Origin of the sequence: Desulfobacter vibrioformis DSM 8776 (assembly GCF_000745975.1) — a bacterium.
GTDB classification, from domain to species: Bacteria; Desulfobacterota; Desulfobacteria; order Desulfobacterales; family Desulfobacteraceae; genus Desulfobacter; species Desulfobacter vibrioformis.
This window is the reverse complement of sequence record NZ_JQKJ01000007.1, coordinates 131821-147072: the sequence shown is the minus strand read 5'-3', so window position 1 is coordinate 147072 and position 15252 is coordinate 131821. Positions and strand designations below refer to the sequence as shown.

Sequence of the window (15252 nt, the reverse complement as noted above, 5' to 3'; positions counted from 1 at the left end):
GTCGCCCAGGCCCGGGAAAAAGCAAATGGGGATTGGGAACCGCATAAATTCTTTGCACAAACATCTGCCTTCATGTATGATAATTTAAACTTAATATGGTCTAAACGGTCCGCCCGCACGATTTTTCTTTAATTCTCATTTTGCAGTGTTTTCTTTTGTACCCGTTCGAGCGGACGCATACAAATTTCATTCACATATATTAAAGATAAGTTCATGATAAATTCAACAGGTAAGTTTAAGTCCATCAGCGACCTTATCGGCAGGGACGATGCCAAAGCCCGGATGCGTTCTATTTTTGAAGAAATCGGCCGTGGAGAGGGAAAAATACTTCTGGTTCCAGGGCATTCCGGTGCCGGGAAGACCTCCTTGGTCCGATGGCTGGCAAAACCGGTTAGGTTGGAAAACGGCCTGTTCGTGACAGGCAAGTTCAATCAGTATCACCAAAACACACCCTATTATGCCGTGGGCCAGGCATTGAGCGCCCTGTGGCGTAAGATATGTCCCATCATTGATGCCGACCCCGGGCTGGAGGCCCGGCTGCGGGAGGCGCTCGGCGACCTGGGTTTTCTGCTGGGCGGCCTGATTCCGGAAATCGAGACGCACTTTGGAGAAGGCCCCCGGCCCGAGGAGATCAGTTACGTCGAGGCCAGGCACCGCTTTACAACGCTGATCCGGAATTTTTTGAAAACCGTCTGCCTGCCGGAACATCCGGTGGTGGTCTTTATCGACGACTGGCAGTGGGCGGACTCTGCGTCCCTTGAACTGCTCCGGAGACTCGGCGGAAAAAACACGATTCGCTACTTTCTGCTCATCGCCTCCTTTCGGGACGAAGAGGTGGACGCCACCCATCCCCTAAGTCCGGTCATTGCCGATCTCAACCGCAGAACCGCCCCGCCGGAGGTGATCGAGGTCAAGGGCCTTAAGGCACCGGCCGTCAAAAAGCTGATCGAAGACGCCCTGGATGCCCCGCTTGCACGGCCGGAGGCGTTTATCGACGAAATTATCAGGATTACCCGGGGCAACCCGTTTCATATCAAAACGCTGATCTCCTTTCTATACGACGAGGGAGCGCTTCGTTTGGATCCCGGCGGCCGGTTGTGGCACTGGAACCTGGAACCAGACAGGCCCCGGACCATTGTCGATCTGTTCGTCCGGCGTATTTCCCGTCTCGAACCCGGAAGCCGGGAACTGATCTCCATGGCCGCCTGCATTGGTAACTTTTTTGATCTTGATACATTGAGCCTCATCAGTCATCTGTCCGGCCATAAATGCAGGGAGCGCCTATCGCCTCTGTTAGAAAAGGGACTGCTGGTACCTGGGGATCAAAACCCAAAGGCATCCCCGGCGTCCGGGCGTTCGTTTATGTTCCTGCATGACAGGGTGCAGCAGGCCGCTTACCTGATGATTGATGCAGACAAACGGCCTGGGCTCCACCTCAAGATTGGCCGGCTGCTGCTTGCCGGCCTTACACCGGGTGAAACCGGTAACCGCCTTTTTGAAATTCTGGAACATCTCAACGCCGGCGGAGCACTGATCTGTGAGCCGGCAGAGCTTGGGCAAATGGTTGACCTGAACATGACGGCATCGTCGCGGGCGAAAGCAGCTACGGCCTTTACGGCCATGATGGCCTTCAACCGGGCTGCCTTCAACTTCGCGGCGCGGATGGCCGGGGGGATGGACGCCTTTTGGCACACCGACCATCCCAGGGCCCTGGCCCTTCACCGCAACCTTGCGGAGAGCGAATTCATGGAAGGCGACCGGAAACGGGCGGAAGGGCTTATCCGGGATGCCCTGGCTTTTACGGCATCAAGCATTGAGCGGGCCGACACCCTTAACATTCTGATCATCCAGTATACGCTGCTGGCACGGTATAAAGACGCCATCTCAGCCGGGCGTAAGGCATTGGCTGAATTTGATATCTTTTTGCCGGAACACGATTTCGAACACTTCCGGGATCAGGAAATTGACGGAATTCGGGAGAAGCTTTCCGGACAAGCCATACCGGATCTGTATGAACTTCCCCTGATGACGGACCCCGAGATGCTTACGGCGATAAGACTTCTGATTACCCTGGGGCCGCCTTGTTACAGAACCCACCAGCGATTGTGGAGCGTAATTGTCCCAAAGGTGGTGAATCTCACCCTGGCCTTTGGCCACGTTCCACAGATCGGATACAGCCACACGGCATTGGGCGGCCTGCTGTGCTGGGTCAACGGGGATTACCGGACAGCCAAAGCGTTCGGGGACCTGGCCGAACGTATCATGAACACGAAATTTGATTTCCCTTCAGACCAAAGCGTTTTTTATCTGATGATCGGCAGCTCCATCCGGCACTGGTTCAATCCCCTGCATGCCGTAAGCGAAGATTATATCCGGGCCTTCGAGGAGGGACGGCGGTCCGGCAACCTTCAATACGCGGCTTACGGATTCGGGCACAACATGTACTGCCGGTTTTTCCAGGGGATGGCCCTTGGCGAACTGATTGCCGACACCGAACGCTCGCTGTCCTTCAGCAGGAGCCGGATGAACCATTGGGCCATCGACTTGCTCGAAGGCGGACTTCTCATCTTTGAACCGCTGTCTGATCCCGGCACCGTCCCGGACCGGACATCCCTGGATGATCATCGTTACCTTAACCGGGTCGAAACCAATCAAAATATTCAAGTGCTGTGCATTTACAAGATCTTCAAGTCATTTTACCACATGCTTTTAGAGGATTATCCCCGGGCCCTTTCCCTGTCCAAAGAGGCGGACACCCTGCTGTATACGGTGGGGACCCAGGGTCTGCTGCCCTGGCCCGAGCATGTGTTTATCCGGTTTCTCATCCTGTCGGGAATGCCCCGGGATAAAAAAGCGTGCGTTCAGTCGGCCAAACTGGCGCAGCTCCGTGATATCCTGCGCCAGCTTGGCGTATGGTCCGAATGCTGTCCTGAAAATTACGCCCATAAACGTTACCTGGCAGCAGCCGAGATCGACAGGATGGAAGGCCGGACAGATACGGCGATCCTGCACTACGACCGGGCTGTCGCGGCTGCACAGGAGAACGGATTCGTCCAGTGGGAGGGCATTGCCAACGAACGGGCTGCCCGGTTCTGGGAGAGCCTTGGAAACGGTCACCTGGCCCAGGCATACTGGCAGCAGGCCTATGTCTGTTTTCATATCTGGGGCGCATCTGCCAAACTCACCCTGATGGAAGACGCCTTCCGGAAACGGCTTGGAACGTGGTATGCCGCCCAGGGGACAAAAATATCGGGACAAAAAAGTTTTTGCCAACGGCATATCGGGCTGCTCAAGGAGCGTGCCTCAGCCAGGCAGGAGCTGAAAAAACAGCAGTCCGCCTCAAAAGTCACAGAAGAACTAGCCGATGCCGTCAACCGGCTCCGGATCGAATCTGCGGAACGGCGTCAGGCAGAGGCTGAACTGAAGAAGACCATGGAAGAAAACAGAAGCTACATTCTTCAGTTGGAGCAGAAGAACAGGGAGCTGGACGAATTTACCTACATCGCCAGCCATGACCTCCAGGAGCCGTTGAGGAAACTGATCGCCTTTTCAAAGCTGCTGGTCAAGGATGTGGGGCCGGATTTGAACGAACAGGCGGACAAGGATCTCTCCTTCATCATTGATGCGGCCCGGCGAATGGAAGTCCTGATCCAGGACCTGCTGCAGCTTTCCAGAACCGGGCGCGAGGAGATCCCCCTGGAAGCCGTCTGTCTCAACCAATGCCTGGACGAGGTCGCAGCCATGATGCAGTCCACATTCCAAATGACCGGAGCCACCTTGATTCGGACTGACCTGCCCGAGGTGCTGGGTGACAAGACACTGCTTTCGCTCGTATTCCAGAATCTGATCCAGAACGCCCTCAAGTTCAACAACAAGGACACGCCGGTGATCGAGGCAACCTGCGTCCGCACCGGCGACAGCCTGGTGCTCGGAATCAAAGACAACGGCATCGGCATCAAACCCCAGTACACCCGGCAGATCTTTCAGCCCTTCAAACGGCTTCACGGCCGTTCCGAATACCCGGGAACAGGCATCGGCCTTGCCATCTGCAAGAAGGTGATCGAGCGCCACGGGGGAGAGATCTGGGTGGACTCCGTTTTCGGGGAATTTACCCATTTCCAATTCACGCTCAACATAAAAAAGGAGATTCACCATGAAGCAGAATAAGGCTGCTGTCATCCTTCTGGCCGAAGACGATCCGGCAGACCAGGAGCTGACCCGGCGGGCCCTTAAAGAGGGAAAAATTGAAAACGAACTTCACATTGTCAATGATGGGGAAGAAGCCCTGGACTACCTTTACCAACAGAACTGTTATGCGGACCCGTCCCGCGCTCCTAAGCCGGATATCCTGCTTCTGGATCTTAACATGCCTAAAATCGACGGCCACCAGGTTCTGGAGCAGCTCCACGGAGACCCGAGGTTCAAATACATTCGGATCATCGTGCTGACGACATCCTGCCAGGAAAGGGATATCCTGCAAAGCTACGGCCTGGGTGTCAGCTCCTACATCACCAAACCGGTGGATCCGGATCAGTTTTTCAAGGCAGTGGGCACCTTGAAGGAGTATTGGTTTCAGATTGTGAAACTGCCGCCCAAAGGGAAACAAGATTAAAAAAGATTGGAGTTATCCATGGATGAACAAAAACTCATCATATTTGCACTGGACGATGACGACGGGGATCTGGAATTGTTCCGTCGTACCCTGAAGCAAATTCCCCAATGGAACATTTATTTTACCCCGTTCACCCGGTGGGAGACGTTTCGAACAGAGGTTAAAAGATGTGCCCTGGACCTTTTGTTCGTGGATTATTGCCTGGACGGCCTGACCGGGCTTGACGTCATCAACGCCCTTAGAAAGAGCGGTGAAAAAAGACCGATCATTGTACTGACCGGCCAGGGGGACCAGAGAGTCGCCGCCGAGATCACCCGGGCCGGTGCGGATGACTATCTCGTCAAGGACCAGGTTACCCCGGATCTTTTGAGACGGACCATCCACAGCACCCTGGAGCGGTTCAGGGCTGCCGAAGAACGGGCGGTCCTGGAAAAACAGCTCCAGGAGGCCCAGAAAATGGAAACCCTCGGAGTTCTTGCCGGCGGCATCGCCCACGACTTCAACAACCTGCTGATGGCTATTATGGGATATGCGGATTTTGCAAAGATGAAATCCCACGGCCGGGAAGTCGAAGCGGACCTGGACAACATCATCGCAACCAGTAAGCAAATGGCGAACCTGGTCAGGCAGCTTCTCTCCTTCAGCCGGTGGGAAAGGGATAAGATGGAGCTGATTGAGATTGGGCAGGTGCTCTCGGATTCGCTCAATATCCTCCGCCACACCCTGCCCCAAAATGTGAAATTCAGTCTTGATGCACCCAAGTACCCCGCGCTCATTATTTCGAATAGTACGCTTTTAAATCAGATCATCCTCAACCTGTGCATCAATGCCTCCGAGGCCATGCCCGATGGGGGAGACATCATCCTGAAGTACCGGTCCGTCGAGGTGGCGGGCAATTACCTGCTCACCCATCCCAACCTCTGTGAAGGAAAATATGTTCTTCTGGAGATCCGGGACAGCGGAAAGGGGATGCCTGAGCAGATACGGCACCGGATCTTTGAACCGTTTTTCACGACCAAGCAGATGGGCAGACAAAAAGGAACGGGATTGGGACTTTCCATTGTCTGGAACAACGTCAAGAAGATGAACGGGTGGATAGACGTGTATAGTGAGATTGATGCGGGCACAGTATTTAAAATTTATTTCCCCATGGGCAGGCGGTTGTCCAAACCCCATGCGCCCAAGAACATGGAGAACATCATGGGCCGGGAGGAGACCATTTTGGTGGTGGACGATGAAAAATGTATCCTCAACCTGGTAAGCGAGATTCTGGCACGACTCAATTATAAGGTCTGCGTCGCGTCCAACGGTGCTGCAGCCGTTGATTTATTCAAGGACCGCCATTCTGAGATCGACCTGGTCCTTCTCGATATCGCCATGCCGGAAATGGACGGGAAAGCGTGTATCCAGGGCCTTATCAAGATCAATCCCGGCGTCAAGGTGATTTTTTCAAGTGGCCAGGACCTTGCCGAGGAGGCGGAAGCGCTTAAAGCACTCGGGTGCGCCGGTTTGATCCAGAAACCGTATTTCCTTGCCGATCTTGGCGCGCGAATAAAGGAAGTGCTAGGGTAACTTGATCCCTTCCTGGAGGTGTTCATCACGGAAGCCAGACAGCACCTATCTGTTTTTATAATCTTCTTTAACCAGACAATGCCTTTTCATCAATTTATGAAGCTGCCGGGTGGTAATGCCGGAAGCCTCTGCCGTAGCGTTTATTTTCCCCTTGCACCGGGTCAGCATCAAATCCAGGTACCGGCGTTCAACTCTGGCTGCCTCCCGGGTTCTGACCCGGGCCAGGCCCAGGGACAGATCAATGGTATCCGGGAGGGACTCAGCTTTGTGGGTAAACAGTTCCGCAGGAAAATTTTCAGGGCGAAGTACACTTGTTTTTTCCAAAATAAAGGCCCGTTCCAGCACATTCTCCAGCTCCCTGATATTTCCAGGCCATGAATAGGCAAGGAATGCCTCAAGAACCTGGGGATGGACATCTGAAATGGTTTTTGAATGGAAGGTATTCAGCCTTCCCAGAAACGCCTCCGCCAGCCGGGGAATGTCCTCCTTCCGCTCTTTCAGGGACGGCAGGGTAACCGGAAAAACATTGAGCCGGTAATACAGATCCGACCGGAAACGCTTTTCATCACACAATTGTTTCAAATCCGCATTGGTCGCAGCAAGAATGCGCACATCCGCCTGGAGCTGCTCTTCTCCGCCCACCCGGTGAAAGGTGCCGTCCTGGAGAACCTGGAGCAGTTTGATCTGGGCCGAGGGCGTGATCGTCCCGATTTCATCCAAAAAAATGGTCCCGTTTTTGGCAATCTCAAACTTCCCCAGCTTTCTTTTGACAGCCCCGGTAAAGGCGCCCTTTTCATGGCCAAACAGTTCGCTCTCCACCAGGGTATCGGGAATGGCCCCGCAATGCACCTCAATGAACCGTTCATCTTTTCTTAAAGAGAGATTGTGAAGGCACCGGGCGGTAAATCCTTTACCGGTTCCGGTTTCACCAGTCAACAGCACCGTACTTTTGGTGGCAGCCACAGCCCGGATTTTTTCAAATACGGATTTCATGGCCGGACTTTTGGTGTGAAGCAGGTCAAACGCGTTTTCCTGCCAGACCTGCTCCCGCAGATAATTGAGTTCCGACGCTGCCCGGTTCTGCTCAATGATACGGGTCACCACCAGCCTGATTTCATCAGGCACCAGGGGATAGGTCAGATAGGCTTGAGCACCGTCACGGACGATTTTGACAGCCTCGGCAAGCAGTTCAGACGGGGCCATGATAATAATACTTGCATTGGGGCATACCAGGCTTATGGTTTGAAAAATGGCTTTGTAACTGCTTTTTGAAGCCGCCTGTTGAAGGAGCTGAATATCCAGAAATACAAATTCCGGCCGGCGGTGGCGCAGCACCTGCAGGGCAATTGTCAGCCGGCTGCTGCTGTCAATGTCATATACCGGTGCCAGGTGCTGATGCAGATCCCCCATATGCGATGCCTGCCTGACAATAAAATGAAGTTTTTTCACGTCACTCAACCCTGATACTCAACCCTGATACTCAACCCTGATACTCAACCCTGATCCCCGACTCTGATAACAGGTTGTTCCGATATTCGGATTCTTTAATTCCTTTTACGATCCCCTGTTTACAAAAAAGGATTCATAAAGACAAGCTTATTTGACAAGCGCCTCCTACCAGGCCCGGCACCCTGACGGCATAGAACTATAAATTCCGATAAAATTATAAACAGGAACTATTACTTCTTTTTATTTCCTTTCATCCGCCATCCTTCAGCCTGCCTTCAATGCCATAAAGTTAAGAGGCTTCCAAATTAAAACCATGAAGAGCATGAAGGACATGAAGATTGCTTTTTCGGTATATATTCTTCATGCTCTTCATGTTCTTCATGGTAAAATAAAATATTCAATGCTTAAGTTTATGGCATTGCCCACCCCATGGCATCCATCCTGCAGAATCCTCCCGCACTTTTAAATGTGATTACAGCAAAGGTGAAATCTATGGACATGGCCGCCCAAATCCACCAAACCCGCAAAGCATTCCCCGACCTTTACCACACCATGCCCTGGATCTCACCCGGGGCAGCCAGGGCAGCCCAAGCCCTGCGCAGGGAACTGCTTGATGAGATATCCACCCATACCCAGGCCCGGTGGGAATTTGCCGGGACCAAACTGTATACCCATGCGATCTCCCCGGGCTGTGCCCTGTGCGGACAAGGCACCTGGTCATGCCTGTTCATAAACGGCATCTGCAATGCCCGATGTTTTTACTGTCCATCGGAACAAAAGGACCAGGGCCCGCCAATGACAAGCTCAATTGAATTTGAACGGCCCAAAGACTATGCCGACTATGTCAAAAAATTTGGTATCCGGGGCGTGGCATTCAGCGGCGGGGAACCCATGATCAGCTTTGACCGGATCATCTGTTTTTTAGACATCCTTGGCCGGGAGGTGCCTGATCTTTCCCATATCTGGATGTATACCAACGGCACCCTTGTCACCACAGACCGGCTGAAAATCCTTAGAGACAAAGGTCTTAAAGAAATCCGTTTTGATTTGCCAGCCGCGGACTACGCCCTGGACAGCCTGAAAAAGGCCGTGGGAATCATTCCTGTTGTCACGGTTGAAATGCCGGCGATCCCCGAGGATCTGGAGAGGACAAAGCCCCTTTTAAAATCTCTTTCCGGCCTGGGGGTCAATTTTCTCAATCTTCACCAGATCCGGTGCACCCATTTCAACCTGCCAAAACTGATCAGCCACGGCTACACCTTTTTGCATGGTCCCGGCGTGTCTGTCCTTGAAACCGAGCTTGCGGCCCTGGAGCTTATCCTGCACAGCCTGAGAAATGAGATCAATCTGCCCATAAACTACTGCGCATTCACCTATCGCCAGCAGTTCCAGAAAGCTGCGGCAAGGAAACGAAATGCCGATCTGATCAAACATGCATGGGAAGACATCACAGCCACCGGGTTTATCCGGACCATGACCCTTTCAGGAGACCCGAACCAGACCGGCGCCGTTGCAAGATACCTTGAAACAAGAGGCAAAAAAGGAACGGACTGGACCGCCGGCAAAGATGGCATCACCATCCCCCGGAGCCTGTGGCCCAACAGCCTGAATCTTTCAGATTTAACCCTGACACTGAAATACCATTCCACCGCTTTGCGTGCTGCCCCGTCAATGCGCTACCCGCATATACCAGTCCAGCTGAATAAAGACAGCCATGTCATTATTGAAAAAGATAACCAGCACCCGGGCATTCGAATTGCCGGTCGGCAAATTCCAGGGTTTGCGGAAACATTTTTATTCCCCAATGAACCATATGCCACTCTGGTACAATCCGGTCTTGATCCCGTACTTGAAGAAAAAATTTGCAGCTTTGAAAAATTTTCCCCGGGCCTTGCGCCCTATTTTTAATATGCGGATCGTCTCCGGGGAGAATTTTTATGCACCTTGACAAAAACCGGATGCCTGCTCTAATGTATGCCTGACTTGGGGGTTCTCATTACAGGCGGAACATAAGCAATTGTGCCTGCCCCTATCTGTTGACCATTACAACCTGGTGGAAAAATGCATTCTAAATTCAGGATTAATCTTGAGGCAGTGGAATATTATCTGAGGACGGTCCAGAAAAATTTCGAACATATTAACGACAGTCTGGATATGCGCCGGGAACCCATGCGGGATGAAATTGTCGAAAACATGCTTGCCGGCTACCGCTACATCAACACCCTGCTCGAACAGGATTTAAGCCTGGTGGAACAGACCGGGCTGCACCATTTCCTTGAACTTAACCATATTGTCCTGTGCGGGGAGGATTTGAAAAAAAGAAAGGATTTCCAGCAGCACATCCTGGCCACAAGCGACCGCTTTTACGGCCAGAAAGAATTCTGCATCAAGGATCTGCGTTCCTGGGCAAAGAATCATAAACATGTCCCAGCCTGGAAACGCGCCGCCGGCATGTATATTCTCCATGTCAGCCAGCCCCAGCTTTTTTTCGAAGGCAACCACCGGACCGGCGCACTGCTGATGAGTCATATTCTCGTGCGTAACGGCAAACCCCCTTTTGTGCTGACCGTGGATAATGCCAAGGCATATTTTGACCCCTCAAGCCTTGCCAAAGCCACTAAAAAGGACCTGGTCGGCAAATTATACAAATTGCCGAAAATCAAAAAAAACTTTGCAACATTTCTTGAAGCCCAGGCCAACCCGGAATTGCTGCTGCGTCCTTCATGACACCTGCAATCAGGGTGTTCAAAATCCTGCCCCAGCACGCCGTCAGCCCCGATTTTCTTGACTTACACTCCCCTCATTAAATCTTAACAAAATCATAACATTTGAATAGTAGTAATACTCATCATGTTGATTCTTAACCAAAAGTGCAGTTTAAAACGTTAACAACAGGAGAAACAGATGAAATTCAAATCGTTATTTAATGTTGCCTTATCCGCTGCCGTTGCAGCATCCTTCATGATTGCGGGCTCCGCAACTGCAGGTGAAACCAAAATTACCGGTGCCGGTGCCAGCTTTCCTGCACCAATTTACAGCGAATGGTTCAAAGATCTTGCCCAAAAAACCAATGGAGAAATCAAAGTAGACTACCAGTCCATCGGTTCGGGTTCCGGCATCAAAAACTTCATTGCCCACACCGTTGATTTCGGCGCCAGTGATGCAGCCATGAAGCAGAGCGAAATTGACCAGGTGCCCGAGGGTGTTCAGCTGCTGCCCATGACCGCAGGCGAAATTGTTATTGCCTACAACCTGCCCGGCATTGACGGCATCAAACTGCCCCGGAGCGTATATCCCGAAATTTTCCTGGGCAAAATCACCAAATGGAATGACGCCAAAATCGCTGATGCCAACCCCGGCCTGACCCTGCCTGACACCCCCATCACCGTTGTTGTCCGTTCTGACAAATCCGGTACCACCTTTGGCTTCACCGGTCACTTAAGCGCTATTTCTTCTGATTTCAAATCCACTGTCGGCCAGGGCAAAATGGTTCAGTGGCCCGGCACCAACATGGTAAAAGGCAAAAAGAACGACGGCGTGTCTTCTGCCATCCGCCAGACCCCGGGTGCTATTGGATATACCGAATACGGTTTTGCCAAGCTGAACAAACTGCCCATGGCATGCCTGGAAAACAAAGCCGGCAAATTTGTATGCCCCGGACCTGAAGGCGGTGCTGCAGCCCTTGCCAACGCTGTTCTGCCTGAAAATATGATCGTGTTCATCAACGATCCTGAAGGCGATGCATCCTACCCCATTGCAACCTTCACCTGGATGCTGTTCTACAAAAAGAACAAAGATGCAGACACCGCTGCAGCCCTGCGCAAAATGGTCGAATACTGCCTGGATGACGGTCAGAAAATTGCTGACAAAGCCGGTTATATTCCCCTTCCTGAAAGTGTTGTAAAAAAAGTTAGGGAAGCTTCTAAAAACATTCAGTAAAAACAATTTTCTTTCTTGATCAGGGGCACTTTCCTTTAAAAAAGGGAAAGTGCCCTGTTTCTTATCCGGAGACTTAAAAAAATGGCCGACAATGAATTCTTGGGTAATGTCGGTGGCAGGACATTATCCAAACCGCCCACCCCGGGCGACATTTTTTTTGACAAATCATTCAGGTTCTTAACCCGGGCTTTTACCTGGGCCACTATTTTCCTGCTGGCGTTCATCGTCTATAAAATCGGCGGAAAAGCGTTGCCGGCGTTCCCTGATCTGGGGATTAAATTTCTGTTCACTTCTGTCTGGAACTCAAGCGAAAATGTGTACGGGATTCTTCCCCAGATCTGGGGAACAATTTACAGTTCCTTTCTTGCCCTTATTCTCGGTGGTTTTTTCGGAATTACCATTGCAATATTCATCACCCAGGATTTTCTTCCATATAAAGTTGAATTTGCATTAAAAAATATTATTGAACTGCTTGCCGCTATCCCAAGCGTTGTCTACGGGCTGTGGGGCATTTATGTTCTGGTTCCGCTGATCCGTCCTTTAGCCAATTTTCTGCACGAATACCTGGGATGGATTCCTTTTTTTTCCACCCGGCTTTCGGGCCTGGGCCTTCTTCCGGCAGTACTGGTGCTGTCCATCATGATCCTGCCTACGGTTGCGGCCATTTCCCAGGACGCCTTCAAAGCCATACCCCATAAAACCAAGGAAGCCGCCTTTGGCATGGGCACCACCCGCTGGGAAGCCATCCTGCGTGTTATGCTGCCCACAGCATCCGGTGGTATTTTCGGTGCGCTTGTACTGGGGTTTGGCCGGGCCCTTGGTGAAACCATGGCCCTTGCCATGCTTGTGGGCAGTATGTCCACACTGACCCTGTCCTTTTTTGCCCCGGCAGACACCATTGCAGCCCTTCTGGCCAACACTTTTCCGGAAGCAAATGTCGGGCTTGAAACCGGTGCGCTCATGTATGCCGCCTGTGTGCTCTTGCTGATTACCCTGATCGTTAACATTGCAGGTGCTGTCATTGTTACCAAGGCAACACCGGGAGGAGATAGAAGATGAGCCAGACCGGCCTTCAACTACCGCAACTGGAACGTCAGCCCATGGAACCCAGAGCGCTTAAGTCAATCATTTTAAGTGCCATCACTATTGCCTGCGCGATCACAGCATGTATTCCTTTATTTTCAGTCCTTATCCTGCTGATATACCGCGGCGGTAAACGACTGACCCTTGAACTGTTTTACACCCTGCCTCCGGGTGCCTTTGACGCCCATGGCGTCGGCGGTTTCGGCAATGCGATTCTCGGTACCGCTTTTATGGTGGGCATTGCCGGTTTGATCAGTATCCCTTTTGGCATTCTGGCAGCGGTTTATCTGGCAGAACTTGATCCCCACAGCAAAATTTCAGAAACTGCCAGATTCTGCGCAAAAACAATGACCGGTCTTCCGTCCATTATTGCCGGTGTTTTCGCCTACGCCGTCGTTGTCCTTGTCATGGGCCATTATTCGTCATGGGCCGGGGGCATCGCCCTTTCCCTGCTGATGATCCCCACCGTCATGCTCACGGCTGAAGAAGCCATTAAAATGGTGCCAAACCCCATGCGCGAAGCAGCCTACGGCATGGGATGCACCCCAGCCCAAAGTCTGGTCAAGGTTATTTTGCCTGTTGCCATGCCAGGCATCATAACAGGCGTTGTCCTTGCCGTGGCCAGGGCTGCCGGAGAAACCGCGCCGTTGCTGTTCACGGCCCTTTTTTCAGAAAGCTGGCTTTCTCCCAACAATCCCACAGCATCCTTGGCCGTACTGATCTACAACTGGTCATCCAGTCCCTATGAAAATCTCATTGAACTGGCCTGGGCCGCATCGCTGATCCTTGTCGTCCTGGTATTTGTTCTCAACATCATCAGCCGCAGCATGGGTGGTAAAACAAAACTGTAATTTTAGGTCAAAAAAATAAGGGAGTATAAACGCTCATGGAAGCATTAAAAGAAGTGGATGCAAACGAAGCCTATGAAAACGACCTGCCGGCAGATGTTGCATTGGATTGCAGAGCACATCAGATTTTTTACAGCGATTTCCTTGCTGTCCGGGACAGCCACGTACCCATAAAAAGAAACCAGATCACCGGCTTTATCGGACCCTCGGGCTGCGGTAAAAGTACGGTGCTTAAGAGTATCAACCGCATGAACGACCTGATCCGGGGATTCCGGTTTGTGGGGGATGTACACTTTCACGGGATCAATATCTACGATAAAAATATTGATCCCGTATCTGTACGCCGGAACATCGGCATGGTGTTCCAGCAGCCCAACCCGTTTTCAATGTCCATCTTTGACAACGTGGCCTTTGGCCTGCGCTTGAACCGGTATAAAGGGAACATGCACGAAAAGGTTGAAAAGGCTCTTAGAAGTGCAGCCCTGTGGAAAGAGGTAAAGGACAAACTTAAAAACAACGGCCTGTCCCTTTCCGGGGGCCAGCAGCAGCGCCTGTGCATTGCAAGGGCCATTGCCACGGAACCCCGTGTTCTTCTCATGGACGAACCCTGCTCCGCCCTGGACCCCATTGCCACCCGCCAGATCGAAGAGCTGATGGTGGAACTGAAAAAACAGTTCACCGTTGCCATCGTCACCCACAACATGCAGCAGGCTGTCCGTGTGGCTGACCAGACCGCGTTCTTTGCCGTGGACATCTCCAAGGGCGGCCGTACAGGCTACCTTGTTGAAATGGGGCCCACCAAAGAAGTGTTTGAAAATCCCCAGGAAGAGCTGACCAAAGAATACCTGCACGGCGAGTTCTCCTGATCCGGCTCCCTTTGCACAATTAAGCGCCCCCCTGGAAAAGATGCTTTCCCAGAGGGGGTGTCGTTTTGGGCAACCTGAAATCCTGGAAACGCCTTTAAGCAGTGTGACACGCAAAAAGGGGAAGACCATCCGGCCTTCCCCTTTCTAAATATATTTTCTAAATATATGCCGTGTAAACGGTTCGTTAAATTAACCGTCCGCCGGAATAATTACATTTTCTTATGGCAGTCGCCGCATTTAGTGCCGACGCTCAGGCCTTTTTCCTTGTGACAGCCCACGCAGTTTTCATGGATGGCGGATTCAAGGTGCATGATGTCAACAGGTTTTTTCTTGTATTTTCCCTGGAAGTTTTTGTCGCCAGGTGTTGCGTGGGTATGGCATACTTCGCATTCTTGAACATCATCTCCTTCTTTCAGATCGGCAAGGGGCTTGCCTTCTTTGTCATGATGGCAGTCGCCGCAGGAAATGTTGTACGCTTCATGATGTTTTTTATGGTCGAATTGAACCAGTTGGTACGGGTTTTTTGAATCCGGCCCTTTTTTGCGATTTGCATCTAAAAGTTTGCTTTTCATGGTGATCACGTCATCTGCCTGGGTCCCTGCCTGAATACCGGAGGCAGTGAAAACCACAGCAATTCCTGCAGCCAGCAGGAGGGCGAAAAATTTTTTACTCATAACCTCTTTTCTCCTTTAAAAGTTAAAACGATATTGCTTTTTACCGACGATACAGCCGATTATATCTTTATAATTTATTCCCGTTTTTTTTACACCCAAGCCCCGGGTAAAGTCAATACCAACAAAATGAACCGGATTGCACCGAGAATTTTCACATTTGAAATTGAAAATTAGCAAGCATATGATATGGTATCCGCATGACAGCTTTT

At 51.6% G+C, this 15252-nt stretch carries 11 protein-coding genes; 9 read left to right on the top strand and 2 right to left on the bottom strand.

The genetic code is table 11. The annotated features are described in order from the left end of the window. Positions 1 to 213: 213 nt before the first annotated feature. Genes Q366_RS05855 through Q366_RS05845 form a run of 3 tightly spaced genes read left to right on the top strand, consistent with a single transcriptional unit; the run spans position 214 to position 6184 of the window. Positions 214 to 4167, top strand: coding sequence for an AAA family ATPase (locus tag Q366_RS05855; protein WP_035237208.1), 3954 nt, complete (start codon positions 214 to 216; stop codon positions 4165 to 4167). After that, on the top strand, positions 4154 to 4612 hold the full coding sequence (locus tag Q366_RS05850; protein WP_035237206.1) for a response regulator: 459 nt from the start codon (positions 4154 to 4156) through the stop codon (positions 4610 to 4612). Before Q366_RS05855 ends, Q366_RS05850 begins: the two co-directional genes overlap by 14 nt. 18 nt (positions 4613 to 4630) lie before the next feature. Beyond that, on the top strand, positions 4631 to 6184 hold the full coding sequence (locus tag Q366_RS05845; protein ID WP_035237205.1) for a response regulator: 1554 nt from the start codon (positions 4631 to 4633) through the stop codon (positions 6182 to 6184). Positions 6185 to 6229: 45 nt separating this feature from the next. Here the strand turns inward: Q366_RS05845 and Q366_RS05840 are convergent, their stop codons facing one another. Continuing rightward, positions 6230 to 7633, bottom strand: coding sequence for a sigma-54 dependent transcriptional regulator (locus Q366_RS05840; protein WP_035237203.1), 1404 nt, complete (start codon positions 7631 to 7633; stop codon positions 6230 to 6232). A 429-nt stretch (positions 7634 to 8062) separates the two neighbouring features. On the opposite strand from Q366_RS05840, the gene Q366_RS05835 reads away from it, so the two are divergent. The 6 genes from Q366_RS05835 to pstB all read left to right on the top strand — a co-directional run bounded on the left by Q366_RS05835 (position 8063) and on the right by pstB (position 14369). Next, on the top strand, positions 8063 to 9541 hold the full coding sequence (locus Q366_RS05835; RefSeq protein ID WP_245619883.1) for a radical SAM protein: 1479 nt from the start codon (positions 8063 to 8065) through the stop codon (positions 9539 to 9541). 153 nt (positions 9542 to 9694) lie between these two features. Beyond that, the gene (locus Q366_RS05830; RefSeq protein ID WP_035237201.1) at positions 9695 to 10360 is read left to right on the top strand and encodes a hypothetical protein; all 666 of its coding nucleotides are present in this window, start codon (positions 9695 to 9697) and stop codon (positions 10358 to 10360) included. A 177-nt stretch (positions 10361 to 10537) separates the two neighbouring features. Continuing rightward, on the top strand, positions 10538 to 11572 hold the full coding sequence (gene pstS, locus Q366_RS05825) for a phosphate ABC transporter substrate-binding protein PstS (RefSeq protein ID WP_035237199.1): 1035 nt from the start codon (positions 10538 to 10540) through the stop codon (positions 11570 to 11572). A gap of 81 nt (positions 11573 to 11653) precedes the next feature. After that, the gene (gene pstC, locus Q366_RS05820) at positions 11654 to 12631 is read left to right on the top strand and encodes a phosphate ABC transporter permease subunit PstC (RefSeq protein ID WP_035237197.1); all 978 of its coding nucleotides are present in this window, start codon (positions 11654 to 11656) and stop codon (positions 12629 to 12631) included. Next, positions 12628 to 13506 (top strand): phosphate ABC transporter permease PstA, encoded by an 879-nt coding sequence (pstA, locus tag Q366_RS05815; protein WP_035237195.1) that lies wholly within the window; start codon positions 12628 to 12630, stop codon positions 13504 to 13506. Before pstC ends, pstA begins: the two co-directional genes overlap by 4 nt. 35 nt (positions 13507 to 13541) lie before the next feature. Next, entirely contained in the window at positions 13542 to 14369 is an 828-nt protein-coding gene (gene pstB / locus Q366_RS05810) for a phosphate ABC transporter ATP-binding protein PstB (protein WP_084691727.1), read from the top strand. Between the two features lie 209 nt (positions 14370 to 14578). Here the strand turns inward: pstB and Q366_RS05805 are convergent, their stop codons facing one another. Then, entirely contained in the window at positions 14579 to 15043 is a 465-nt protein-coding gene (locus Q366_RS05805; protein ID WP_035237193.1) for a cytochrome c3 family protein, read from the bottom strand. Positions 15044 to 15252: the final 209 nt, after the last annotated feature.